A 23,077-nucleotide genomic window follows, 5' to 3' on the forward strand; every position below is an offset into this window, starting at 1 on the left:
GCTATTTCGCGTCTTTTGCCATCGCCGAAAGCGCCGCGCCGGCAGTCTTCATGGCCGTGCCGGCACGCTCGAGTTCGGCCGCGCAGCCCGGCACTGCCCTGCGCAGATCGTCTTCGGTTGCGGTGACCAGATTGTCCTTCAGCGTTGCCGTCAGGTCGATCGCCGGGTTGCGGCCATAAAGCTTGCCCGCGAAATAGGTCGCCAGCGGCACAAGATCCTTGGACTTTTCATTGTCGACGCCGATCAGATAGGAAATCGCTGCGAGGCAGCGCGCGTCATGCGCCTCGGGTGCGGCGATCCCATCCGCATTGGTCGGCATGGCGGCGATCGCAAGCGCGAACAACATCAATCCAATTTCCCCTGATTGATGCGCCCAGTCTTGGAGGATGCTCAAGGGCGCGTCCAGCGCAATCGAGCGTTGCGCTAGACCGTCACCTGCTCGCCGAGTTCGAGCACCTTGCCCGGCGGAATGCGCAGGAAATCGGTCGGGTCGCTTGCATTGCGCTGCAGGAACATGAAAATCCGGTCCTGCCACAGCGGCATGCCTTCGTCGGCCGACGCCTTCAGCGTGTTGCGGCCGATGAAATAGCTCGTCTTCATCGGGTCGATCGCCGGCAATGCCGCGTTCGTGCCGCACGCCAGATCGGCGGGGACATCGGGCGTTTCCATGAAGCCGTATTTCAGCACGATCGCGGTGAAATTGTCGTCGATCCGCTGGACGTGGATGCGTTCTTCGGGCGCGACGACCGGCCGGTCGGCGGTGCGCACCGTGACGATCAGGTTGCGCGCGTGCAGCACCTTGTTGTGCTTGAGGTTATGGAGCAGCGCGCCGGGCGTGTTCTGCGGATTGGCGGTCAGGAACACCGCCGTTCCCTCGACTCGCTCGGGCGGGCGCTTGGCGAGCGCGGCGGCAAGATCGGCAAGCGGAATTGCCTGACGCCCTTCGAACGCGCCGACAATCTTGCGCCCGCGCATCCAGGTGACGATCAGCAGCCCGATCGTCCCGGCGATTACCAGCGGCACCCAGCCGCCTTCGATCACGCGCAGAATGTTCGCGCCGAAGAACACGAGGTCGAGCACCAGAAACGGCACGATCAGCATCAGCGCCGCCGGGCGCCCCCAATGCCAGTGATGCCGCACGACGATATAGGCAAGGCAGCTCGTCACCACCATCGTCCCCGTGACCGCAATGCCATAAGCCGCCGCCATCGCCGACGAGGTCCGGAACTGCGTCACCAGGATGATGATGCCGATCAGCAGCAGCCAGTTGATCGACGGCAGGTAGATTTGGCCCAGATGCGCCGCCGATGTCTGGCGGATGCGCAGCCGCGGCAGCAGCCCGAGCTGGATCGCCTGCTGCGTCAGCGAATAGGCGCCGGTGATGACGGCCTGGCTCGCGATGATCGTCGCCAGCGTCGCGAGGATGACCAGCGGGATTCGCACGGGCCCAGGCGCCATCAGGAAGAACCAGTCCTGATTGACGAAGGGTTTTCCGGCGGCGGCAGCGGCCTTGAGCGCAGACAGCGCGAACGCCCCTTGCCCCAGATAATTGAGCGACAGCGCAGGGAAGGCGAGCGCGAACCAGCCGAGCTGGATCGGCGCGCGACCGAAATGCCCCATGTCCGCCGTAAGCGCTTCGGCACCCGTCACCGTCAGGAACACCGCGCCCAGCACGAACAGGCCGATCACGCCGTGGGTGAGCAGGAAGCTGATGCCATAGCTCGGGATCAGCACGCGCAGGATCGATGGTTCGTCGACGATATGGTAGATGCCGATCCCGCCGAGCGCCAGAAACCACAGCACGCAGATCGGCCCGAACAGCTTCGACACGCTCGCGGTCCCGCGCGACTGGATCAGGAACAGCCCGACCAGAATGGCGATCGTCAGCGCGATGATCATGTCTTCGCTGAACAGCGATCCCGCGCCCGGAATCGTCTTCAGCCCCTCGATCGCCGACAATACCGACAGCGCCGGGGTGATGATCGCATCGCCGTAAAACAGCGACGCGCCGGTCGCGCCGAGCGCCAGGGCAACCGTTGCGCGCGCGCCCTTGCCTTGCGATTCGCGCAGCGAGCGCCGCGCCAGTGCGGTCAGCGCGAGCACGCCGCCTTCGCCCTGATTGTCGGCGCGCGTCAGGAAGACCACATATTTAAGGCCGACGACAAGGATCAGCGCCCAAAGTGCAAGGCTGAGCACGCCGAGGATTTCGGCGGCATCGATACCATCGCCGGCCGACTGCTGGAGCGCTTCGCGAAACGCATAGAGCGGGCTGGTGCCGATGTCGCCGAACACCACGCCAATCGCGCCGAGCGTGAGCGGGAGGGTGGCAAGGCTAAGCCGCGACGCGCCCGGCGGCGCATGGGGAGCGGACGTGGAACTGCTCATGGGGTTGCGAGCGCCTTTACGCCGCTCGTTGCGCGGTGCAACAGATTTCGGTGCTTGATGGTCCGGCACCGACCCGGCATAGCGAGGCATGGTTCGCCTTTCGTTCGCCGGTCATGACTTCGAAGCGCTGCCTCAAGGGGCATTATTCTGGCCGGCGCGGCGCGCCCTACTGGTCGCCGATCTGCATTTCGAAAAGGCGAGCTGGTTCGCACGTGGCGGGCAGATGCTGCCCCCTTACGACAGCCTTGCCACGCTCAGCGACTTGGCCGGCATCGTCGCGGCTTTGGCGCCGACCGAAATATGGTGCCTCGGTGACAGTTTCCACGATGGCGAGGGGTGCGAGCGGCTGGGGAGCGAAGCGCAGGCGCGGCTCCGCGCGCTGACGGCGACCGTGCGCTGGACCTGGATCACCGGCAACCACGACGCAGCCGCGGGTGCGGCGATGGTCGATCATTGCGGCGGTACCGTGGTCGATGAAGCGCTGGTCGACGGCCTGCTGCTGCGCCACGAAGCCAATCCCGCCGATCCGCGGCCCGAATTGTCAGGACATTTCCACCCGAAGCTGCGGGTGCGGCTGCGCGGGCGGTCGGTGTCGCGCCGCTGTTTTGTCGCCAGCGCGACCAAGCTGGTGCTGCCCGCTTTCGGCGCGCTGACCGGCGGGCTCGACGCGGGGCACCCCGAAATCGTCCGCGCGGTCGGCCGCGAAGCCGAAGCGCTGGTGCCGGTCGAGGACCGGCTGCTGCGCTTCACCCTCGCGGCCTAGCCTCGCGCGTCGATCAGCGCGCGATCGGCGCGAAGGCGGCCTTGAACGCGGCGAGCTTGGGCTTGTCCCAATGGACAATATAGGGGTGGTAGGGATTCCGGGCGAAGAAGTTCTGGTGATACTCCTCGGCCGCGAAAAACTGGCCCTGCTCGATCCGCGTGACGATCTTTGCCGGGAACACATGCGCCTTGTCGAGCTGGGCGATATAGGCGGCCGCTGCGGCGCGCTGCTGCGGATTCTGCGGGAAGATCGCCGAGCGGTAGCTCGGGCCGCTGTCGGGACCCTGGCGGTTGAGCTGCGTCGGATCGTGCGCAACCGAGAAATAGACGCGCAACAACGTCGCATAGCTGACGACGGCCGGATCATAGACGATCTTGACGGCTTCGGCATGGCCGGTCGTTTCCGAGCTGACCTGGTCATAGGTCGCGGTCGTCGCCGTGCCGCCGGCATAGCCCGACGTCACCGATTTGACGCCCTTCACATGCTCGAACACTGCTTCCATACCCCAGAAGCAGCCACCAGCGAACACCGCCGTCTGGACCTTGCCGGTGCGCGGCACGTCGACCTTGGCGGCCGGAATAACAACCGCGCGTTCGGCATTGGCCGATCCGGCGCTGAGCGCGGCGATGGAAAGTCCGGCAAAGCCGACAAAAGCAATCAAGCTGCGAGTCATACAAATCCTCTTGGTTCACCCAAGCGATGTTTCGGCTGACTCCCGCCGATGGTTACAAGTAATCAGCGAACCAGCGTGACGGCGGCGGGCATCAACGCAAGCAGCGGCGATGCGGTTGCGGGCGACAGTGCGACCACGCCAACCGTGCCGAGCGCGAAACCGCTGGTGATCTGCCACAACAGCGGCGATTTGAAAAACTTCAGCATGTCCCAACAATCCCAGTGACCGACGCAGGGTCGTCATGGCGACCCCCGCGTCGATGAATTCGTGCTAGCGCGCAAATCGTTACGAACGGTGCCGAAACAAGGCTTCCAATTCGTCAACGCAGCGTTTCTGCAAAGAGCCGTCGATGAAACGACTGCCATTTGCGATCAAGCTACGGCGGCGCAGGCTTCCTGGATGCGCGTGCATGCTTCACGCAACACGCTTTCCGACGTCGCATAGCTGATGCGCATCGCCGGCGAGAGACCAAAGGCAACGCCGGGCACCGCCGCGACGCGCGCTTCTTCGAGCAAATAGCCGACGAGCGCGCTGTCGTCGGTGATCACCGCGCCCTTGGGCGTCCGCCGGCCGATCAGCCCCGAACAATCGGGATAGACGTAGAAGGCGCCTTCGGGCTTGGGGCAGCGCATGCCCATCGTCGTGTTGAGCATGCCGACGACCAGGTCGCGTCGGGCCTGAAACGCCGCCGCCCGGTCCTTCAGGAAACTCTGGTCGCCATTGAGCGCCGCAACCGCGGCCGCCTGTGCGATCGAACAGGGGTTGGAGGTCGACTGCGATTGCAGCTTGCCCATTGCCTTGATCAGCCACTCGGCGCCCCCGGCATAGCCGATCCGCCAGCCGGTCATCGCATAGGCCTTTGAACAACCGTTCACGGTCAGCGTGCGGTCGTAGAGTTCGGGCACCACCTGCGCGATCGTCGCGAACTCGAAGCCGTCGTAGAGGATATGCTCGTACATATCGTCGGCGAACACCCACACGTGCGGATGGCGCAGCAGCACCTCGCCCAGCGCGCGCAATTCGGCGACCGAGTAAGCGGCGCCGGTCGGGTTCGACGGCGAATTGAGGATGACCCATTTGGTACGCGGGGAGATCGCTGCCTCAAGCTGTTCGGGCGTCAGCTTGTAATTCTGGTTGGGGCCGGCGGCCGCGAACACCGGCGTGCCGCCCGCGAACAGCACGACATCGGGATAGCTGACCCAATAGGGCGCGGGGATGATGACTTCATCGCCCGCGTCAATCGTTGCGACCATCGCGTTGAACAGCGTGTGCTTGCCGCCGACATTGGCGGTCACCTGATTGATGCCGTAATCGAGCCCGTTGTCGCGTTTGAACTTGGCGACGATCGCTGCCTTCAGCGCAGGGGTGCCGTCGACGTCGGTGTATTTGGTCTGGCCGTCGCGGATCGCCTGAATCGCGGCGTCCTTGACGAAATCGGGCGTGTCGAAATCGGGCTCGCCCGCGCTCAGCCCGATCACGTCGACGCCGGCGCGTTTCAGCGCACCGACTTTCGCGCTGATGGCCAGCGTCGGCGACGGGCTGATGCGGTTGAGCGCGGCGGAGGGCTGCATATGGCGGGCCTTTTGCGGGAGTGTACCCGGGCTATAGACATGCCCGTTGCGGCGGCGCAACCACGGCGGGCACCAGCCCGCGCAAGCCATTGCCGATGAAGAAGCCGCCGGCCAGATCGGCCGGAGTCAGATCGGCCTCGACCGCGCGACCGCTGTCGATCAGGCTTGCGCGCAGCACACCGGGCAGCAGCCCGCGCGCGAGCGGCGGCGTCAACAGCGTCGCGCCGCGTTCGACGAACAGCGAAGTGAAGCTGCCTTCGGTCAAAAACCCCTCGGCATCGGTGAAGGCAACTTCGAATGCGTCTGCGGCGCGCCGTGCCGCATCATAGAAATCGCGATCGCTGGTCTTGTGGCGCAGCCGGAAGTCGGAGGCGGGCACCGGCAGCGGTACAATCGCGACCGGGACGGGCGCATCCGGCATCGGCGGCGCGGGCGCGGTCTCAATCGCAAAGGCCCCGCTTGGGCTCAGCACCAGCCGCACCCGGCTCGGTTGCGCGAGCCGGAAGGTCGCCGCCTGCAGCTCGTTGCGCGCAGCGTGCCGGTCAAAGGCGAAGCCGAAGCTTGCCGCGCTTGCCTTCATCCGCGCCAGATGCCGTTCGAGCAGCGCGATACCGACAACGGGATCGAAGGCCATTGTCTCGATCAGGTCGAAACCGCGCAAGCCGGTGGTCAGGAACGCTCCCTTTGCGTGCGCTTCGTCCCATTCGGCGGCGCTGGTCGAATCGGCGACGATGCCGCCACCCAGCCCGATCACAGCCTTGGCGTCCCCGCGCGCGATGCGCAGCGTGCGGATCGCGACATTGAACATCGCGTCGCCGTTCGCGTCGATGCGGCCGATCGCGCCGGTATAGACGCCGCGCGGCTGTGCCTCGATCGCGGCAAGCGCCTCGATCGCGCGGATCTTGGGCGCGCCGGTGATCGATCCGCATGGAAACAGGGCAGCGAGCACATCGATACCGCCCCTGGCCGGCGCGAGCTCCGCGGTCACGGTCGACACCATTTGGTGGACCGTCGGATAGCTTTCGACCGCAAACAGCGAAGGCACCGCGACCGATCCGGCGACCGCGACCCGCGACAGATCGTTGCGCATCAGATCGACGATCATCAGATTTTCGGCGCGCTGTTTGGGATCGGCAGCGAGCGCGGCGGCGGCGGCGCGGTCGGGGGCGGGATCGGCATCGCGGCGCGCCGTACCCTTCATCGGGCGAACTGTCAGCTGACGTCCCTCAAGCGCGAAGAACAATTCGGGCGACAGCGACAACAGCGTTTCGTCGCCAGTGGCAATCACTGCGCCATAGCCCGCCGCCGATGCCGCGCGCAGCCGGGCATAAAGCGCCAGCGGATCGCCTTCGATGCGCACTTCGGCCGGGAAGGTCAGATTGGCCTGATAGAGGTCGCCCGCATTGATCAGTGCGATCACCTGCGCAAGCCGCGCATCATAATCGGCGCGGTCGATCAGCGGCCGGGGCGGGCTGTTCCACGCGCCTGCCGGATCGGGCAGCCACGCCGGAACATCCGCGATCGTCTCAAACCGCTCGAACAGCCCGAACCACAGCAGCGGTCCGGTTCCGCTGGACGGCAGTGCGAGCGCCGGTTCGAAGGTCGCCGCTGCCTCATAGGCAAGATAGCCCGCCGCGTGCAGGCCGCGCGCGGGCGCCGACCGCACCACCTCCAGCGCGGCCGCCACGGCATCGACGTCATGTGCCACGAATGTCTCGACCGGGTCGCGATACAGGCGCGCCGCCGCGCCGCCGGGGCGGGCATCGTCGAGCAGGATGAAGGGAGGCGACAGCATTGGCGGGCAACAGATGCACTTGGCCGCGCCTGCTCGGCAACCCCCGTTGCTTGCGGCGCTTTGCGGCGCGGGGTATCGCCCGGCGCATGACGAGCTCACCGATCCAGGCCGCGATCATCCCGGTCACGCCGCTCCAGCAGAACTGCACCTTGCTGTGGTGCACGAAGACGATGCGCGGTGCCTTTGTCGATCCCGGCGGCGACCTGCCCAAGCTGCGCGCGACGATCGCCAAGACCGGCGTTACGATCGAGAAGATCCTGATCACCCACGGCCATATCGATCATTGCGGCGAAGCGGGCGTGCTGGCCGAGGAACTCGGCGTGCCGATCGAAGGCCCGCATGAGGCCGACCGCTTCTGGATCGCGCGCTTAGACGAGGATGGCCGCAATTACGGGATTCGCGGGGTGCCGTTCGAGCCGACCCGCTGGCTCGACGAAGGCGACAGCGTAACCGTCGGTGAGCTGACGCTCGCGGTGCGGCATTGCCCCGGCCACACGCCCGGCCATGTCATCTTCCACCATGAAGGCGCCCGGCTCGCGCTGGTCGGCGACGTGCTGTTTCAGGGATCGATCGGCCGCACCGATTTTCCGCTCGGCAACCACCAGCAGCTGATCGATTCGATCGTCGGCAAGCTCTGGCCGCTTGGCGACGATACCGTCTTCATCCCCGGCCACGGCCAGCCGAGCGATTTCGGTACCGAACGCCGCACCAACATGTTCGTCAGCGACCGCGCGCTCGCGGCCTAGCGAAAGGGCTCAGCCGCGCGCGGGCGGCGCCTCGACCGCGACTGGCGCCGGCGCCGTGCGCAGGGGCAGCGACAGCGACAGCGCGTAAAGCGCGAGGCCCAGCGTCACCAGCAGCGCAATGATCGTGCCGATGAAGCGCCCCTGCGGGAAGCGATTTTCCATCCCCAACGGATGCGCGACTCGCCCGAACAGGAACAGCGTCGCGACGATCGCCAGCCACAGGCTCGATCCCTCCGTGAGCTCGATCGCGCCGATCAGGATCAGTACGATCGGCGTATATTCGGCGAAATTGGCGTGCGACCGGCTGCGCGCGAGCAGCAGATCATCGCCCAGATGGCCGAGCCCGCCACCGGCCGCAGCGCGGGTGCGGCCGCTGCGAAACGCCAGCCAGACGTTGAGCAGGCCGGCAGCGCCGGTGGCGCTCAGGGTGATCGGCAACAGGGCAATGGCCATCGACATTCTCGCGCAAGGAAACCCCGTTGCCTCTGCCAGCCATTGCGAGTGCTTGCAACGGCGCGCGAAATCGGTATAGGCAGCGCCCTTCGCGAAGCGCCCGGCCGCTGGTGGCTATCCGCGGCCGGTCGGTCGTGGTATCCATTGGCGTCCCGGCGCTCGCCGTTTGTTTGCCATTTTTCGAAAGCTAAGGTGCCGCCATGGCCGTCCCAAAGAGAAAGACTTCGCCCTCGAAGCGCGGCATGCGTCGCAGCCACGATTCGCTGACTGTTGCATCGTTTCAGGAATGCCCCAACTGCGGCGAACTGAAGCGCCCGCATGTGCTTTGTGGTGCCTGCGGCCATTATAACGGCCGCGAGATCGTCTCGGTCGAAGCCTGACACCAACCGGCCGGGGGACTGACGTGGCATGAACTCCCGGATCGCGATCGACGCGATGGGCGGCGACGACGGCCTGGCAGTAATGCTGGCCGGCACCGCTCAGGCATTCGATCGCTTGCCCGAGTCGAGTTTCCTGCTGGTGGGTGACGAAGCGGCGATTCGCGCAGGCCTCGCGCGCTATCCTGCGCTCGCCGCGCGGGCCGAGATTGTCCACGCCCCCGATGTCGTCAGCGCGAGCGAAAAGCCGAGCGCGGCGCTGCGCCGCGCCAAGACAACGTCGATCGGCATCGCGATCGATCTGGTCAAGCAAGGCAAGGCATCGGCGGCGGTTTCCTCTGGCAATACCGGCGCGCTGATGGCGATGGCCAAGCTTGCGCTGCGCACCTTGCCCGGCATCGATCGCCCCGCGCTGGCCGCCACCATGCCCAGCCTCGGCGCGAACGACGTCGTCATGCTCGATCTCGGCGCCAACACCGAATGCGATGCGGCAAACCTGGTGCAGTTCGCCGTGATGGGCGCGGCCTATGCGCGGACCACTTTCGATCTCGCCTCACCGCGCGTTGCCCTGCTCAACATCGGCACCGAGGATATGAAGGGTACCGACAACATTCGTGATGCCGCCGCGCAATTGAAGGCCGCGACGCATCTGCCGATGACCTTTGCCGGCTTCGCCGAAGGCAACCGGCTGTCGCGGGGCGACCTCGACGTTATCGTTTGCGACGGCTTTTCGGGCAATATCGCGCTCAAGACCGCCGAAGGGACGGCGCGCTTCGTGGCCGATCTGCTCAAGCGTGCTTTCAGCAGCTCGTTCCGCTCGAAGGTCGGCTTCCTGATCTCGCGCCCCGCCACCAAGCTGCTGCGCGATCATCTCGATCCCAACAACCACAATGGCGCAGTGTTTCTGGGGCTGAACGGCATTGTCGTCAAAAGCCACGGCAGCGCCAACGAGAACGGCGTCGCGCATGCGATCGCGCTCGCAGCCAAGCTGGTGCGCGACGATCTGACGCGCCGGATCAGCGACGACCTCGGCAATTTCGAAGCGAAGGCGGCATGATCCGCGCGGTCATTACCGGCACCGGATCGGCGCTGCCCAAGCGCTGCGTGCTCAATGCCGAGCTGGCCGAAATGGTCGACACCTCGGACGAATGGATCGTCGAGCGCACTGGCATTCGCCAGCGCTACATCGCAGGCGAAGGCGAGACGACGGCGAGTCTTGCGACCGATGCCGCGCGCGTCGCGCTGGCGGCTGCGGGGCGGGCGGCGAGCGATGTCGATCTGATCGTGCTGGCGACCGCCACGCCCGACCAGACCTTCCCGTCATCGGCGACCAAGGTCCAGCATGCGCTGGGCGCGGGCGATTGCGTCGCGTTCGATGTCGCGGCGGTGTGCTCTGGCTTCCTTTATGCGCTGCAGGTGGCGGAAAACATGATCCGCGCCGGCTCCGCACGTTGTGCGCTGGTGATCGGCGCTGAGACCTTCAGCCGCATCCTCGACTGGGAAGACCGCGCGACCTGCGTGTTGTTCGGCGACGGAGCGGGCGCGATCGTGCTCGAAGCCGAAGAAAATGGCGATCGCGGCGTGCTGGCCAGCAAGCTCCATGCCGATGGCGCCTTCAACGACCTGCTCTACGTCGATGGCGGCCCGTCGACCACCGGCACGGTCGGCAAGGTGCGCATGAAGGGGCGCGAGGTCTTCCGCCACGCCGTCGCCAAGCTTGCGGGCGTCATGGAGGAAGTGCTGACGATGGCGGGCGAGGCCCCGGCCGATGTCGACTGGGTGGTGCCGCATCAGGCCAATATCCGCATTCTCGATGCGACCGCGAAGAAGCTCGGGCTCGATCCCGACCGCGTCGTCGTCACCGTCGATCGCCATGCGAATACCTCGGCAGCGTCGGTTCCGCTCGCGCTCGACACGGCGGTACGCGATGGCCGGATCAAGCGCGGCGACCTGCTCGTGCTCGAAGCGATGGGCGGTGGCTTCACCTGGGGAGCGGCGCTCGTCCGCTTCTGATCGTTGCGGCATCGCAACAGATAATTTGCCATGCATTACGACTGTGTTAGGCTCGACTCCTGTCAAGGGGAGGAATGCCGCATGGCTGCTGCGGGAACTTTAACACGAGCCGATCTTGCCGAAGCACTGCACCGTCAGGTGGGTTTGTCGCGGACCGATTCGGCGCGGATGGTCGAAAATATCCTGAGCCACATGTGCCAGGCGCTGGCCGATGGCGAGAATGTGAAGATTTCGGGCTTTGGCACTTTCGTGCTGCGCGAGAAGGGCGAGCGGATCGGCCGCAATCCCAAGACTGGCGTCGAAGTGCCGATCGCACCGCGCAAGGTGATGACGTTCCGCGCCAGCCAGATGCTGCGCGAACGCATCGTCAAGGCGGGGTAAGGTATTCAGATTATGTCGGAAAAGGCGCCAGGCGCCTATCGGACGATTGGCGAATTGTCTGAAGAGACGGGGGTTGCGCGCCACATCCTGCGCTATTGGGAAACGCGCTTCCCCCAGCTTCGCCCGCTGACCCGCGCTGGTCGGCGGCGTTATTACCGGCCCGACGATGTCGCGCTGGTGCGCCGGATCAACACGCTGCTCGGCGATGAAGGCTATACGATCCGCGGCGTCCAGACGTTGCTGGCGAGCGAAGGCAAGACGGTTGTGACCTGCGACGCACGGGCGGTTCAGGCGGTCCGTGACGCTCTGGTTGCTGCGCTGGCGGCCGACGTCGGCTGACGGTTGCGCGCCGCGACTCGGGGCGCGCGACTCGCTCAAAAGGGGGCCTCAAACCGCTAGTCGGGACCCGATCGTCGCTTGCTTACCCGGATTGGGTATCGCGCGCCGCCGCCAGCCCGTGGCGCAAGAGTTGCGCGATCACGCCGGCGACGGTCTCGGCGCTGAGGTCCTCGCCCCAGACGCCGTAGCGCAGACCGAGAAACACGTTCATCCCCATGATCGCCCAGGCATGCACTTCGCTATGCTCGCCGCGCACTTCGCCGCGCGCCGCCGCAGCTTCCAGCCGTTGGGCGATACGCTCGGCCGTCGTCGAATAATGCGCACGGAAACTGTCGGGATCGACGAATTCGGCTTCGTCGATGATGCGATAGATTTCCTTATGGCCGCGCACGAAGTCGATGAAGGCCTTCAACCCGGCCTGCTCGGCAGCGACCTGGTCGGGTGCGGTCTGGAGCACCGGAGCGACATGGTCACGGACCTGATCCGACATGTCGCGCACCAACGCGCGGAACAGCGCGTCCTTGCTGTCGAAATAGGTGTAGAAACTGCCCAGCGCGACGCCCGCACGCCGAGTGATCCCGCTGATCGACGCTTCATGAAAACCGCGCTCGCCGAACTCGCTGCGCGCGGCGTCGAGGATGGCGCGCCGCGTCCGGCGGCCGCGGTCGGTACGCGGCTGCTTGGCATCGGTCGAGGCGGTCGGCACCGGCATTACGTCAGATAGTTTCTCAAGTTGAAACATGGTTCAACTTTCAGTATAGATGTCCCGACCCCGAGCGCAACCCGCAGAAGTCCGCGCCGGCCTAAGGAGGGATTTTGATGACCTACCGCACTGCCTGTCTGCGCGCCGCGCTGTTCGCCGGCGCCGCGATGATCGCCCTGCCTGCCGCAGCACAGACCGCGCCGGCACCCGCACCCGACGCGCAACCCGCCGTTACCGAAGGTGACGATGTCGTCGTCGTCGCCCGCCGCCGCGAGGAACGGCTGCTCGATGTGCCGATCGCGGTGTCGGCGCTGTCGCAGACCGACCTCGCCAGGCTGCAGGCAATCGACCTGTCGGGCATTCAGGGCGCGATCCCCAACGTCAATCTGGTGCAGGGCCGCGGTTCATCGACCAGCGCCAACTTTTTCATCCGCGGCATCGGCCAGCCCGATGCGCTGCAGACCTTCGACCCCGCCGTCGGCGTCTATGTCGATGGCGTCTATCTCAGCCGCATTCAGGGTGCGCTGCTCAACCTGTTCGATGTCCAGCGCGTCGAAGTGCTGCGCGGGCCGCAGGGCACGCTCTATGGCAAGAACACGATCGGCGGCGCGGTCAACATCGTCACCCGCAAGCCCGACCTGAACGCCTTCCATGCGAGCGCCGACGTGACCTATGGCGCCTATGATCAGGTGCTGCTCAACGGTTATGTCACCGTGCCGCTGGCGCGCGATGTGCTCGCGCTGTCGGTCGCGGGCACCTATGACACGCGCGACGGGCTCGTCACCGATCCGCGCACCGGGCGCCGCTTCAACGACCGCAATCTCTGGGCCGGGCGCGGCATCCTGCGCTTCAAGCCTGCCGATGGCTTCGAATTCACGCTGTCGGGCGATTACACCAAACAGCGCAATGCCGCGACGCTCGGCTATCCGACCGCGCCGCTGCTCCAGACCAGCCTGTTTCCGGCGGGCGCCACCGTGCTGGTGCCGGCAGAGCCCTATGGCCCGTACAACTTCCGCGCCTCGACCAGCCTGACCCCGGGGCAGGGGCAGCGGCTCGACCATTGGGGCATCGGCTTCACAGCCAACATCGACATCACCGACACGCTGCAATTCGTGTCGATCACCGGCTATCGCAAGCTCGACCCCAATTTCTTCATAGACATCGATGCCAGCCAGTTCTTCCTCGGCGACGTGTTCGTCGGCGTCGACCAGAAGCAGTTCAGCCAGGAACTTCAGCTCAAATACAATGGCAACAAGCTGAAGGGCGTGTTCGGGCTCTATTACCTCGACGAAAATGTCACCTCGAATCAGACCGCGTTCGGCAATGACATTTTCACGTTCCTGGGCGCGCCGACAACGTTCACCCGGCTGATCAACGACGCGCAGAACACCAAGAGCTATGCCGCCTTCGGCCAGTTCACTTATGATTTCACCAGCCGCTTCGCCTTCACGGCGGGGCTGCGCTATACGCGTGAGGACAGGCGCTACAACCGCTTCACGACGACGATCTCGTCGCTGGCCGCGCTCAACAATCTGCAGTTCCGCTTCCCCGACAATCTGCCGGCACCGCTCAACGCGGACAATGTTGCGAGCTTCGATGCGTGGACGCCGAGCTTCACGCTCAGCTTCAAGCCCGACCGCGACAGTCTGATCTATGCAAGCGCCAGCCGCGGCTTCAAATCGGGCGGGTTCAATGGCCGCGCGAACAGCGTCAACGACCTGACCTTGGTCGTGAACGGCACCCCGACGATCGTCAATCGCTTCCGCCCGGAGACGGTGTGGACTTATGAAATCGGCGCCAAGGGCAGCTTCGCCGATGGCCGGGTGAAGCTGTCGGCGGCGGCATTTTATTCGGATTACAGCAATTTCCAGGCGCGCGTTGGCGGCGGCGTGGTGGGGGCCGCCAATACCGGCGTCTTCCCGGTCATCAACGCCGGCAAGCTGCGGATCTGGGGCTTCGAGGTCGAAGCGGTGGCGAAGCCCTCTCGCGCGCTGACGCTGACCGGCTCGCTCGGCTATCTCGATGCGAAGTATCTGCGCTTCGACGACGGTCGGCGGGTGCCGCCGGGCACTTTCTCGTGCAACCCGACCGGCGCCGCCGTCACTTGCCGTCCGGCGTTTGCCCCGCCGATCTCCGCGCGGCTGGCGGGCGACTATGTCGTGCCAATCGGGTCGAACAAGCTGACGCTCGGCATCGAAGGCCGGTTCATCGACAAGCAATTCCTGTCGGTCGACAATCGCCCCGGCCTGACCGAGCCCGGCTATGCGCTCGGCAACGCCTATGTGCAGCTCGATCTCGATAACAGCCGCTATTATCTGCGCGGCGCGGTGAAGAATTTCTCCGACACGCGCTACCGCACCGACGGGCAGGAATTCTCGAGCGTCGCCAACATCCAGACGGTCTATTATGGCGATCCGCGGACGTGGACGATCACCGCAGGTTTCCGCTTCTGACCGGCTGCATCGTGCTGATGTGCGCGGTGGGCGGGCGCGACGAGGCCGAGGCGATCGCCACGGCTTTGGTTGAGGCCCGGCTCGCCGCGTGCGTCCAGTTAATGCCGGTCGACAGTGTTTACCGCTGGGAAGGCGCGATCGAGCGGTCGAGCGAAGTGATGCTCCACGCCAAGACCATGCACACGAAGCTCGCCGAGGCCGAGGCGCTGATCAAGGCGCGGCACAGCTATGCGGTGCCGGAGATCATCGTGCTGCCGATCGTCGGCGGCTCGGCTGAATATCTGGACTGGATTCGCGCCGAAGTCAGCGCTCCCGCGTCGCGCTGAAGGTCACCTTGTTGTATCGCTCGGCGATGTAATTCACTTCCCACGCCGATTTCGCCATGAACACCGGATTGCCGTCGCGGTCCTTGGCCATCGCGCCGCGATTGAGGTCCATGAAGTTCTTGAGCTCGGCCGGATCGCTCGCCGACACCCAGCGCGCGGTTTCGAACGGCGCCATCTCGAGCCCGGCGTCGACCTTGTATTCGGCTTCGAGCCGCGACAGCAGCACGTCGAGCTGGAGCTGGCCGACGACGCCGATGATCCAGTTCGAGCCGATTTCGGGGTAGAAGACCTGCGTCACGCCTTCCTCGGCCATGTCGTCGAGCGCCTTGCGCAGCTGCTTGGTCTTGGTCGGGTCCTTGAGCGCCACGCGGCGCAGGATTTCGGGCGCGAAATTGGGAAGACCGGTGAAGCGCACGGCCGCGCGTTCGGACAATGTGTCGCCCACCCGCAGCGTGCCGTGGTTGGGAATGCCGATGATGTCGCCCGGGAAAGCCTCGTCCGCCAGCTCGCGGTTCTGCGCGAAGAACAGGATCGGCGAATGGATCGCGATCGGCTTGCCGTGGCCGGTCGGCGTCAGCTTCATGCCGCGTTTGAACGTCCCCGAACACAGCCGCATGAAGGCGATCCGGTCGCGGTGCTGCGGGTCCATGTTCGCCTGCACCTTGAATACGAAGCCGGTGACTTCGGTGCCATCGGGGCTCACCGGGGCAGGCTCGGCGGGCTGCGGGCGCGGCCCCGGCGCGTGGCGGGCGAGCGCGTCGATCAGCTCGCCGACGCCGAAATCCTTGAGCGCCGAGCCGAAATAGACCGGCGTCTGGTCACCGCTGCGATAGGCTTCGGCATCGAACGCGCCATAGCCGCCCAGCGCAAGTTCGGCTTCCTCGCGCAGTCTTGTGAGCCCCTCGCTCGACAGCGCATCGGCAAGCGCCGGATCGTCGAGCCCGGCAAAGCGCGTCGCCTTGCCCAGAAATTCGCGGCTGCCGCCCTCGGGCTGCCGCAGCGTGTCGCCGTGGAAGTCGTAGATCCCTTCGAATTCGCCGCCCATGCCGATCGGCCAGCTCATTGGCGTCACGTCGAGCGCGAGCAGATCGGCGATCTCGTCGAGCAACGCGAACGGGTCGCGCCCCTCGCGGTCGACTTTGTTGACGAACGTGATGATCGGCACCGACCGCAACCGGCACACTTCGAACAGCTTGCGCGTCTGCGCCTCGATGCCGCGCGCGGCGTCGATCACCATCACCGCCGAATCGACCGCGGTCAGCGTGCGATAAGTGTCTTCGCTGAAATCCTCGTGGCCCGGTGTGTCGAGCAGGTTGAAGGTGATGCCGTCCTTTTCGAATGTCATCACCGACGACGTGACCGAAATGCCGCGCTGCTGCTCGATCTTCATCCAGTCGGAGCGAGCACGCCGATTGGCGCCGCGCGCCTTGACCTCGCCCGCCAGATGGATCGCGCCGCCGAAATAGAGCAGCTTTTCGGTGAGCGTGGTCTTGCCGGCGTCGGGGTGGGAAATGATCGCGAAAGTGCGGCGTTCGAAAGGCGATGTCATCGGCTGCGGTTAGCCCCCGGGGCTTACCGAGTCGAGAGTTCGTCCTTCCGGCGGCCTCGCCCGAACGACCGCTATTGCAGCGGGGGCTGGCAGTTGCGGGGATCGCAAATCGCGCGCTGGCCGAGATAGGCTCTCGACGCCTGCAGGAGACCGCGCAATCGGCCGGTCCGGTCGCCCAAGCAGCGCGGATCACTGTCCGGACAGCCGCCATTGCTGGCGCTGCCAGCGCTGCGCGCCATCGCGGCCAAATCGACCACCGCGGATCCATTGCGGCTGGTGATTACGCCGCTCATGCACGATGCCGTCGCTTCGCCGGCGGCGGCGGTCGACTCGACCGGGTTCGGGCATTTGTTAAGCGCTTCGTCAAACGCGGTGCGCATCGAAGCCGACTGTGACGGGGCCGAGCGGCTGCCGCAAGCGATACTGAGCGGGCCGCCTAGGTCATCGCCACCATCCGGGCCGGGCCGCGACGTATCGCCGCCGCTGGTCGGCGGTGGCGTTGTGTCGCTGCCCTCGGCGGGTGGCTCGCTGCTGGCCGGCTCGCTGGCGGCTGCCTCTCGGCGGCGTTCCTCTGCTTCGATCTGGCGATGGCGTGCCTCGGCGATCAGTCCGAGCTGGCCGCCCCCCGCGACTTCATGCGCGCTGAATTCAAGGATTGCGACCAACCCGATCAATGGACTCATGATGACAAAGCGACCGGCGGCGGCCAACTGGTCCCGCTCGCCATCGAAGCCGTTCGACGCGAAGTCGAGCAGCCCCTGCGTCGCGGGTAAGGGATTGTCGGGATCGAGCGACCGCGTGCCGCCCGAAAAACGTGCGCGGACCGGATCGAAGCCCGCACAGACGAAATCCATCGGATCGCGCGGCGGCTTGCCCCGCGACCCAGAGCGCGACGGCGCTCCGGTCCCGGCCAGGGTGGTGCTGCCGGCGCCCGGGCAGCCCGACGCATCGCCCCGCGCCCTTTCGGCAGGCGTCGAGTGGCGCGGCCCGCCCACGCAAAATGGATTCTGCCCGCTCAGCATTCGGTCGAACGCCGCCCGCCCGGCTTCGCCGGCAAAGGTGATCCGCGCAAAGCCATCTTCCTGCGTCAACACCGAAAGATCGACGATATTGTCGCGGTCGCTGTCGATCAGCAGTTCCGATGCCCCGCGCGACATCAGATAGGCGCCCGCTACATTGCCACTACGGTCGAGCAGCCGCTTGCCGATCACGCCCGAGCGCCCGACGAAAAAGCCGTCGCGCCCGGTCCGAGACGCATCGGACCAACGCGCCGTCATCAGCGTGAAGCCTGCACTGCCAAAAGCCGGCAGGCCGAGGATACCGCGCCGGTTGGTAACAGCGATGCCGCCGCCCGTGCGGACATTGAGCACGATTTCGGTATAGTTGCGCTGGAGCGCAGACAGCGCCGCCGTCGAAGGCGTGGTCGGGGCCTTGCGAAGGACCGGCGAAACGGGGATCGATTGAGCATGCGCGCTCGACGTCAACCCGAGCGATATTGCTCCTGCTATCGATCCGAGCACCGTCAATGCCTGACGATTGGGTTTAAGTTGCTTGGCCAGCTGCAAAACGAAGCGTCGCATGTCCGACTCCCCCTCTGTTCGGGACGCGGTGCGAAATGCTACGCTACTTATGCCCATGCGCAAGCGAATTTGCATCGCGCCAAGGCCGAAGGCCACGATCTTGGCGCGAACCGTCCAGACTGTCGGCTATGCGTCCAGCGTGACTTGCATCTCGCATGCCCAGGTCGCCCCCGGTGCCACGGCGAAGACGCCCGGCTTGTCGCGGAACTCGCCCTGAAAATCGACGCTGTCGGCAATCCCGTGCCACGGCTCGATGCAGACATAGCGCGCGCCGGGCTTGGTCCAGATGCCGAGCCGCGGCGTGTCGGGGAAAGCGATGGCGAGCTGCGGGCCGGTGCTCGCGCCATAACGCAGCGCGCGTGACGCAATCGGGTTCCAGATCAGCGCATCGGCTTCAAACAGCGCATCGGCGAGGGCGAGCGTGTCGCCCGCGACCGACGTCGGACGATCCTCGGCGATCAGGCCGTCTTCGTTCAGGCCCTTGAGCATCCCCGGCTCGGGCGCGTCGAAGACGATCCGGTGATCCGCGCGGGGGCGGGCATAGGGCAGTGGCCAGGCAAAGGCCGGGTGCCAGCCAAAGCTCGCGAGCAACGGCGTGTCGGCGGGATTGCCGATCTTCGCCGTCATCGTCAGCGTCGCTCCGTCGATCGCGAAGCCGATCTCAAGCAGAAACGCGAAGGGGTACATCTCCCGCGTCGCTGCCGAATCGGTCATTCGGAAGAGCGCATGCGTTGGGGAAGACGCGGCAAGGTCGAAGGTCGACCGCCGCGCGAAGCCGTGCTTTTCCATCCGATAGGATTCGCCGTCGACCCACAGCACATCGTCGTTCAGCCGCCCGACGATCGGGAACAGGATCGGCGCGCGCCCGCGCCAATAGGCGGGGTCGGCATCGGTCATCAGCTCACGACCGTCCGCGTCTTTCAGCGACGAGAGTTCGGCACCGAGCGGGTTGATCGCGGCGCGCAGTTGGCCCGATCCGATCCTGATAAACTCAGTCATGCGTGCCTCAGTCGACCGATATCAGGCCGGGATCGCGCGCATGCGATTGCCGCGCGGGTTATGCTCGACCTCGGCCAGCCCCAGCCGTTCCATCAGCGGCGGCACATACATGCCGAAGCGCCCCCGCAGACCCTTCTTCAGGCCATACCAGCCGCCGATCGGATTGTCGGGCGATCGGCCCCATGCTTCGACGGTGCCGGGCTTGGCGTCCTTCTGCTCGTCGGCCGATCCCAGTTCGATCCAGTCGCCGTGCGCGATCAGCATCGCGTGCAGATCGTCGAGACAGCGCGCATCGTAATGCAGCACGGTCTTGCCGACGGTGCAGACCAGAATCGCCAGGCCATCACGTTCGGCGCGGTGCATGGTGAAGTCGCTCGTCAGCGGCGGCGTCTTGAGCTGCCACGGGTCGCCGGGCGTCCCCGATCCCAGTGCTGATGTGCCCTCGCTCATGGATGCCAGAATAGCCGATCAGCCGCGCAGAGTCGCCCCCAGTTTCGCCGCGGCCGCCACGACCTTGTCGGCGATGCCCCTCAGCTCCTCGTCGGTGAAGCTCTTGTCGACGGGTTGCAGTGTCACTTCGATGGCGAAGGATTTGGCCCCGTCGCGCTCGAACCGGTCGAAAAGCCGCGCGGCCGTGATCGCCTTTTTGTCGACCCCGCGCACCGCCCGCACCAGCGAGTCGGCGGCGAGATTGGCGGGGACGAGGAAAGCGAAATCACGCGTCACGGCTTGCAGCGCCGGCGGCGCATAGGCCGGGCGCATGAAGCCGTTCCCCCCGCGTTTGGCGGGAACGGCATCCAGATAGAGTTCGACAGCTGCCACCGCGCCGTCGAGGTCGAAGGCTTTGAGCGTCAGTGGGTGCAGCATCCCGAAGGCGGCAAGCACCGTCTTCGGCCCGAGCCGCAAAGTACCCGACTGGCCGGGATGCCAAGCCTCCCCCGCTTCGCCGAACACTTGCAGATTTTCGACCGGCACGCCCGCTTCGCCCAGCAGCGCCAGCGCTTCGGCCTTGGCATCGAAGGCGTCGAAGCCCTGCGCCTTGCCGCTCTGCCAGTTGCGCGGTGCCTTGTTGCCCGCGAGCACGACGCCCAAGGTCATCCGCTCGGCATCGCTCAGATAGCGGCGACCGAGTTCGAACAAGCGAACACTCGGCACGCCGCGTTTCAGATTGCGCGCGGTCGCGGCCAGCAGGCCGGGCAGCAGCGACGGCCGCATGACCTTCAGGTCTTCGCTGATCGGATTGGCGAGCGTCCAGGCGAAGTTGCTGGCGCCTGCAAACACGGCCGCCTGCGCTTCGGGGAGGAAGCTCCACGTCACCGCTTCGTTCAGGCTCCGCGCCGCCGCCGCGCGGCGGACCCGGCGTTCGAGCTTCTGCTCGGGCGTCGCGGTCGGGCGGGCGACACCGGGGGTGCGGGGCAGCAGCACCGGCGGCACCTTGTCGATGCCTTCGATGCGGATCACTTCCTCGACAATGTCGGCGGGGCCATCGACGTCGCGCCGCCAGCTCGGCACGCCGACCTGCCAATCGGGCGACACCGTGAAGCCGAGCGACTCAAGAATCGCGCGCTGGCGGTCAGGCGCGATCGCGAGACCGCCGAGCGTCTCGGCGCGATCGGGATCATAAGCGATCGTCTTCGTCGCCAGCGGCGGAGCGCCTGCTCGCGTCACCTCGCTCGGGGTGCCGCCGCACAGCTCGACCACCAGCGCCGCCGCAATCGCCAGCCCCTCGTCGAGGAAGGCCGGGTCGACCCCGCGCTCGAAGCGAGTGCGGGCGTCGCTGGTGAGCAGCAGCTTCTGGCCGGTGCGGGCAATGCTTTCGGGATCGAAATAGGCGCATTCGATCAGCACATCGGTGGTCGTCTCCGACACGCCGGTTTCCTCGCCGCCCATGATGCCGCCGATATCGTGGACTTTCGCCCCGTCGGCGATCACCGTCATGCCCGAGTCAAGCGCATAGGTCTTGCCGTTGAGCGCGAGCACGCTTTCGCCCGCCCGCGCCTTGCGCGCGACTAGGCCGCCGTCGAGCTTGGCCACGTCATAGACGTGCAGCGGGCGGCCGAGATCGAACATCACATAATTGGTGATGTCGACGAGTGTCGAAATGGGCTTTTGCCCGATCGCCTTCAGGCGGCGCTGCATCCACTCAGGCGAGGGGCCATTGCTCACACCGCGCACCAATTGCCCGTAAAAGGCCGGGCAGCCGTCCGTATCCTCGGTGGCTATCGATGGCCCGGCGCCGGATACGGACAGCGAGACGGGCTTTAGCGGGCGCAATTGCCCCATGCCGCCTGCTGCGAGGTCGCGCGCGATGCCGCGCACGCCCATGCAATCCTGCTTGTTGGGCGTCACCGACACGTCGATCACCGGATCGGTGAGCCCGGCATAATCGGGATAGGGCGTGCCGACCGGCGCACCCTCGGGCAGCTCGATGATGCCGTCGTGATCGTCGCCGAGCTCGAGCTCTTTCGCCGAGCACATCATCCCGTTCGATTCGACCCCGCGGATCGAGGCGACCTTGAGCTCGAAGCCGCTCCCGGGCACGACCGCGCCGGCGGGGCCGAACACGCCGAGCATCCCGGCGCGGGCGTTGGGCGCGCCGCAGACGACCTGCAGCGGGCCGTCGCCGGCATCGACTTGCAGCACTTGCAGCTTGTCGGCCTGTGGATGCCGTTCCGCCGACAGCACGCGCGCGACACGGAATGCGGCGAGTGCCGCGCCGGGGTCTTCCACCCCTTCGACTTCGAGGCCAATACGGGTCAGCGCGAGCACGATCTCGTCGAGCGAGGCGCTGGTATCGAGATGCTCCTTGAGCCACGAAAGCGTGAACTTCATGCGCCGACTCCCCCGCTCAAGGTCGGCACATCGAGCACGCCGAAGCCATAATGCCGCAACCAGCGAATATCGCCATCGAAGAAGGCGCGCAGATCGTCCATCCCGTATTTGAGCATCGCTAGCCGGTCGATCCCGCAGCCGAACGCAAAGCCTTGCCACACATCGGGATCATAGCCACCCGCCTCGATCACTTTGCGGTGGACCATGCCGCTGCCGAGCACTTCCATCCAATGGTCGCTACCGCCAATCACGCGCTTGCCGTTCTGGATGGTGTAGCCGACATCGACTTCCGCCGATGGCTCGGTGAAGGGGAAATAGCTCGGGCGCAGCCGCAGCACGATATCGTCGCGCTCGAAATAGGCCTTCAGGAACGTCTCGAGCGTCCATTTGAGATGGCCTAGTGTGATGCCCTTGTCGATCACGAGGCCCTCGACCTGATGGAACATCGGCGTGTGCGTGGCGTCGCTGTCGGAGCGATAGGTGCGGCCCGGCGCGATGATATACACCGGCTTGTCGCCGCCCGCCGCCTGCATCGCGCGGATCTGCACGGGGCTGGTGTGGGTGCGCAGCACCATCGGCGTCGCGTGCTCGCCCGCGAGGTAGAAGGTGTCATGCATCGCCCGCGCCGGATGCGTCTCGGGGATGTTGAGCGCGGTGAAATTATACCAATCGGTCTCGATCTCCGGCCCGGTCGCCACGGCGAAGCCCAGATCGGCGAAGATTTCGGCAAGTTCGTCCATCACCTGGCTCACCGGATGGATCGTGCCGAGCGGCAGCGGCTCGGCCGGGAGCGTCATGTCCAGTGTTTCCGCCGCGAGCCGCGCATCGAGCGCGGCGCGGTCAAGCGCGGCCTTGCGCGTGGTCAGGGCCTCGGTCACGGCCTCCCGCAGCGCGTGAATGCGCGGGCCTTCGCTCTGGCGCTGCTCGGGCGACATGCCGCCCAGCGTCTTGAGCAGGGCGGTCACGCTGCCCGACTTGCCGAGTGCGGCGACACGAATCGCCTCCACCGCGTCAGGCGTGGTCGCCGCATCAATCTGGCCGAGCAGGTCGGCGCGCATCTGGTCTAGGTCAGTCATCCGGCGTTCCTTTGCGTAGCGCCTGCTAGCGGGAGATGAACCAAAGAAAAAGGGCGCCGGTGT

Annotated in this window: 23 protein-coding genes; 9 read left to right on the forward strand and 14 right to left on the reverse strand. The window is 65.9% G+C overall.

Annotation, left to right across the window (positions count from 1 at the left end; all coding sequences use genetic code 11):
- Nucleotide 1: 1 nt before the first annotated feature.
- The gene (locus tag AX672_RS02750; RefSeq protein WP_066647861.1) at nt 2–346 is read right to left on the reverse strand and encodes a hypothetical protein; all 345 of its coding nucleotides are present in this window, start codon (nt 344–346) and stop codon (nt 2–4) included.
- Between the two features lie 77 nt (nt 347–423).
- Nucleotides 424–2,385 carry a potassium transporter Kup gene (locus tag AX672_RS02755; RefSeq protein ID WP_066647863.1) on the reverse strand — a complete coding sequence of 654 codons (1,962 nt, stop codon included), beginning with the start codon at nt 2,383–2,385 and terminating at the stop codon, nt 424–426.
- 88 nt (nt 2,386–2,473) lie between these two features.
- Here AX672_RS02755 and pdeM point away from each other — a divergent pair, with 88 nt between their 5' ends.
- Nucleotides 2,474–3,148, forward strand: coding sequence for a ligase-associated DNA damage response endonuclease PdeM (gene pdeM / locus AX672_RS02760; RefSeq protein WP_066647866.1), 675 nt, complete (start codon nt 2,474–2,476; stop codon nt 3,146–3,148).
- 13 nt (nt 3,149–3,161) lie between these two features.
- Here pdeM and msrA read toward each other — a convergent pair whose 3' ends face one another.
- The 4 genes from msrA to pabB form a co-directional block, all read right to left on the reverse strand.
- Nucleotides 3,162–3,821: a peptide-methionine (S)-S-oxide reductase MsrA gene (gene msrA, locus AX672_RS02765; RefSeq protein ID WP_066647869.1), complete on the reverse strand. Its 660-nt coding sequence runs from the start codon at nt 3,819–3,821 to the stop codon at nt 3,162–3,164.
- Nucleotides 3,822–3,883: 62 nt separating this feature from the next.
- Nucleotides 3,884–4,027: a hypothetical protein gene (locus AX672_RS18445; RefSeq protein ID WP_168727298.1), complete on the reverse strand. Its 144-nt coding sequence runs from the start codon at nt 4,025–4,027 to the stop codon at nt 3,884–3,886.
- A 165-nt stretch (nt 4,028–4,192) separates the two neighbouring features.
- A complete protein-coding gene (locus AX672_RS02770; protein ID WP_066647871.1) occupies nt 4,193–5,392 on the reverse strand; it encodes a pyridoxal phosphate-dependent aminotransferase in 1,200 nt (399 codons plus the stop codon).
- Between the two features lie 31 nt (nt 5,393–5,423).
- Nucleotides 5,424–7,187: an aminodeoxychorismate synthase component I gene (pabB, locus tag AX672_RS02775; protein ID WP_066647874.1), complete on the reverse strand. Its 1,764-nt coding sequence runs from the start codon at nt 7,185–7,187 to the stop codon at nt 5,424–5,426.
- Nucleotides 7,188–7,273: 86 nt separating this feature from the next.
- On the opposite strand from pabB, the gene AX672_RS02780 reads away from it, so the two are divergent.
- Nucleotides 7,274–7,933: an MBL fold metallo-hydrolase gene (locus AX672_RS02780; RefSeq protein WP_066647877.1), complete on the forward strand. Its 660-nt coding sequence runs from the start codon at nt 7,274–7,276 to the stop codon at nt 7,931–7,933.
- 9 nt (nt 7,934–7,942) lie between these two features.
- Here the strand turns inward: AX672_RS02780 and AX672_RS02785 are convergent, their stop codons facing one another.
- On the reverse strand, nt 7,943–8,386 hold the full coding sequence (locus tag AX672_RS02785; RefSeq protein ID WP_066648071.1) for an MAPEG family protein: 444 nt from the start codon (nt 8,384–8,386) through the stop codon (nt 7,943–7,945).
- A 200-nt stretch (nt 8,387–8,586) separates the two neighbouring features.
- Between AX672_RS02785 and rpmF the strand changes: the two genes are divergently transcribed.
- The 5 genes from rpmF (at nt 8,587) to AX672_RS02810 (ending at nt 11,496) form a co-directional block, all read left to right on the forward strand.
- Complete coding sequence (rpmF, locus tag AX672_RS02790) at nt 8,587–8,766, forward strand: 50S ribosomal protein L32 (protein WP_066647881.1); 180 nt, start codon at nt 8,587–8,589, stop codon at nt 8,764–8,766.
- A 28-nt stretch (nt 8,767–8,794) separates the two neighbouring features.
- Nucleotides 8,795–9,820, forward strand: a complete 1,026-nt coding sequence (gene plsX / locus AX672_RS02795; RefSeq protein WP_066647884.1) for a phosphate acyltransferase PlsX — start codon at nt 8,795–8,797, stop codon at nt 9,818–9,820.
- On the forward strand, nt 9,817–10,776 hold the full coding sequence (locus AX672_RS02800) for a beta-ketoacyl-ACP synthase III (protein ID WP_066647887.1): 960 nt from the start codon (nt 9,817–9,819) through the stop codon (nt 10,774–10,776). Before plsX ends, AX672_RS02800 begins: the two co-directional genes overlap by 4 nt.
- 81 nt (nt 10,777–10,857) lie before the next feature.
- Nucleotides 10,858–11,157: an integration host factor subunit alpha gene (locus AX672_RS02805; RefSeq protein WP_066647890.1), complete on the forward strand. Its 300-nt coding sequence runs from the start codon at nt 10,858–10,860 to the stop codon at nt 11,155–11,157.
- 12 nt (nt 11,158–11,169) lie between these two features.
- Nucleotides 11,170–11,496: a MerR family transcriptional regulator gene (locus AX672_RS02810; RefSeq protein ID WP_066647893.1), complete on the forward strand. Its 327-nt coding sequence runs from the start codon at nt 11,170–11,172 to the stop codon at nt 11,494–11,496.
- A gap of 82 nt (nt 11,497–11,578) precedes the next feature.
- Here AX672_RS02810 and AX672_RS02815 read toward each other — a convergent pair whose 3' ends face one another.
- Entirely contained in the window at nt 11,579–12,208 is a 630-nt protein-coding gene (locus AX672_RS02815; RefSeq protein WP_066647895.1) for a TetR/AcrR family transcriptional regulator, read from the reverse strand.
- 107 nt (nt 12,209–12,315) lie between these two features.
- Here AX672_RS02815 and AX672_RS02820 point away from each other — a divergent pair, with 107 nt between their 5' ends.
- The gene (locus AX672_RS02820; protein ID WP_066647897.1) at nt 12,316–14,652 is read left to right on the forward strand and encodes a TonB-dependent receptor; all 2,337 of its coding nucleotides are present in this window, start codon (nt 12,316–12,318) and stop codon (nt 14,650–14,652) included.
- Complete coding sequence (gene cutA, locus AX672_RS02825; protein WP_231731131.1) at nt 14,622–14,978, forward strand: divalent-cation tolerance protein CutA; 357 nt, start codon at nt 14,622–14,624, stop codon at nt 14,976–14,978. The genes AX672_RS02820 and cutA overlap by 31 nt, the downstream gene beginning before the upstream one ends.
- Here cutA and AX672_RS02830 read toward each other — a convergent pair.
- From AX672_RS02830 to pheS, 6 genes are all read right to left on the reverse strand, one after another.
- A complete protein-coding gene (locus tag AX672_RS02830) occupies nt 14,956–16,527 on the reverse strand; it encodes a peptide chain release factor 3 (RefSeq protein ID WP_066647900.1) in 1,572 nt (523 codons plus the stop codon). The two genes, cutA and AX672_RS02830, sit on opposite strands and share 23 nt — an antisense overlap.
- A gap of 71 nt (nt 16,528–16,598) precedes the next feature.
- Entirely contained in the window at nt 16,599–18,107 is a 1,509-nt protein-coding gene (locus AX672_RS02835; protein WP_066647910.1) for a hypothetical protein, read from the reverse strand.
- Nucleotides 18,108–18,233: 126 nt separating this feature from the next.
- The gene (locus AX672_RS02840) at nt 18,234–19,106 is read right to left on the reverse strand and encodes an aldose 1-epimerase family protein (RefSeq protein ID WP_066647913.1); all 873 of its coding nucleotides are present in this window, start codon (nt 19,104–19,106) and stop codon (nt 18,234–18,236) included.
- Between the two features lie 21 nt (nt 19,107–19,127).
- Nucleotides 19,128–19,556 carry a DUF6855 family protein gene (locus AX672_RS02845; protein WP_202189217.1) on the reverse strand — a complete coding sequence of 143 codons (429 nt, stop codon included), beginning with the start codon at nt 19,554–19,556 and terminating at the stop codon, nt 19,128–19,130.
- An 18-nt stretch (nt 19,557–19,574) separates the two neighbouring features.
- Nucleotides 19,575–21,938 carry a phenylalanine--tRNA ligase subunit beta gene (gene pheT / locus AX672_RS02850; RefSeq protein WP_066647916.1) on the reverse strand — a complete coding sequence of 788 codons (2,364 nt, stop codon included), beginning with the start codon at nt 21,936–21,938 and terminating at the stop codon, nt 19,575–19,577.
- A complete protein-coding gene (pheS, locus tag AX672_RS02855) occupies nt 21,935–23,014 on the reverse strand; it encodes a phenylalanine--tRNA ligase subunit alpha (protein ID WP_066647922.1) in 1,080 nt (359 codons plus the stop codon). Before pheS ends, pheT begins: the two co-directional genes overlap by 4 nt.
- Between the last annotated feature and the right edge of the window lie 63 nt (nt 23,015–23,077).

The organism is Sphingomonas sp. CCH10-B3, assembly GCF_001556185.1.
Classification (GTDB): domain Bacteria; phylum Pseudomonadota; class Alphaproteobacteria; order Sphingomonadales; family Sphingomonadaceae; genus Sphingomonas; species Sphingomonas aquatica.

Bases quoted from the DNA above. Each gene is read 5' to 3' on its own strand.
- AX672_RS02750 (WP_066647861.1), bottom strand. From the start codon at position 346: ATGTTGTTCGCGCTTGCGATCGCCGCCATGCCGACCAATGCGGATGGG.
- AX672_RS02755 (WP_066647863.1), bottom strand. From the start codon at position 2,385: ATGAGCAGTTCCACGTCCGCTCCCCATGCGCCGCCGGGCGCGTCGCGG.
- pdeM (WP_066647866.1), top strand. From the start codon at position 2,474: ATGGTTCGCCTTTCGTTCGCCGGTCATGACTTCGAAGCGCTGCCTCAA.
- msrA (WP_066647869.1), bottom strand. From the start codon at position 3,821: ATGACTCGCAGCTTGATTGCTTTTGTCGGCTTTGCCGGACTTTCCATC.
- AX672_RS18445 (WP_168727298.1), bottom strand. From the start codon at position 4,027: ATGCTGAAGTTTTTCAAATCGCCGCTGTTGTGGCAGATCACCAGCGGT.
- AX672_RS02770 (WP_066647871.1), bottom strand. From the start codon at position 5,392: ATGCAGCCCTCCGCCGCGCTCAACCGCATCAGCCCGTCGCCGACGCTG.
- pabB (WP_066647874.1), bottom strand. From the start codon at position 7,187: ATGCTGTCGCCTCCCTTCATCCTGCTCGACGATGCCCGCCCCGGCGGC.
- AX672_RS02780 (WP_066647877.1), top strand. From the start codon at position 7,274: ATGACGAGCTCACCGATCCAGGCCGCGATCATCCCGGTCACGCCGCTC.
- AX672_RS02785 (WP_066648071.1), bottom strand. From the start codon at position 8,386: ATGGCCATTGCCCTGTTGCCGATCACCCTGAGCGCCACCGGCGCTGCC.
- rpmF (WP_066647881.1), top strand. From the start codon at position 8,587: ATGGCCGTCCCAAAGAGAAAGACTTCGCCCTCGAAGCGCGGCATGCGT.
- plsX (WP_066647884.1), top strand. From the start codon at position 8,795: ATGAACTCCCGGATCGCGATCGACGCGATGGGCGGCGACGACGGCCTG.
- AX672_RS02800 (WP_066647887.1), top strand. From the start codon at position 9,817: ATGATCCGCGCGGTCATTACCGGCACCGGATCGGCGCTGCCCAAGCGC.
- AX672_RS02805 (WP_066647890.1), top strand. From the start codon at position 10,858: ATGGCTGCTGCGGGAACTTTAACACGAGCCGATCTTGCCGAAGCACTG.
- AX672_RS02810 (WP_066647893.1), top strand. From the start codon at position 11,170: ATGTCGGAAAAGGCGCCAGGCGCCTATCGGACGATTGGCGAATTGTCT.
- AX672_RS02815 (WP_066647895.1), bottom strand. From the start codon at position 12,208: ATGCCGGTGCCGACCGCCTCGACCGATGCCAAGCAGCCGCGTACCGAC.
- AX672_RS02820 (WP_066647897.1), top strand. From the start codon at position 12,316: ATGACCTACCGCACTGCCTGTCTGCGCGCCGCGCTGTTCGCCGGCGCC.
- AX672_RS02830 (WP_066647900.1), bottom strand. From the start codon at position 16,527: ATGACATCGCCTTTCGAACGCCGCACTTTCGCGATCATTTCCCACCCC.
- AX672_RS02835 (WP_066647910.1), bottom strand. From the start codon at position 18,107: ATGCGACGCTTCGTTTTGCAGCTGGCCAAGCAACTTAAACCCAATCGT.
- AX672_RS02840 (WP_066647913.1), bottom strand. From the start codon at position 19,106: ATGACTGAGTTTATCAGGATCGGATCGGGCCAACTGCGCGCCGCGATC.
- AX672_RS02845 (WP_202189217.1), bottom strand. From the start codon at position 19,556: ATGAGCGAGGGCACATCAGCACTGGGATCGGGGACGCCCGGCGACCCG.
- pheT (WP_066647916.1), bottom strand. From the start codon at position 21,938: ATGAAGTTCACGCTTTCGTGGCTCAAGGAGCATCTCGATACCAGCGCC.
- pheS (WP_066647922.1), bottom strand. From the start codon at position 23,014: ATGACTGACCTAGACCAGATGCGCGCCGACCTGCTCGGCCAGATTGAT.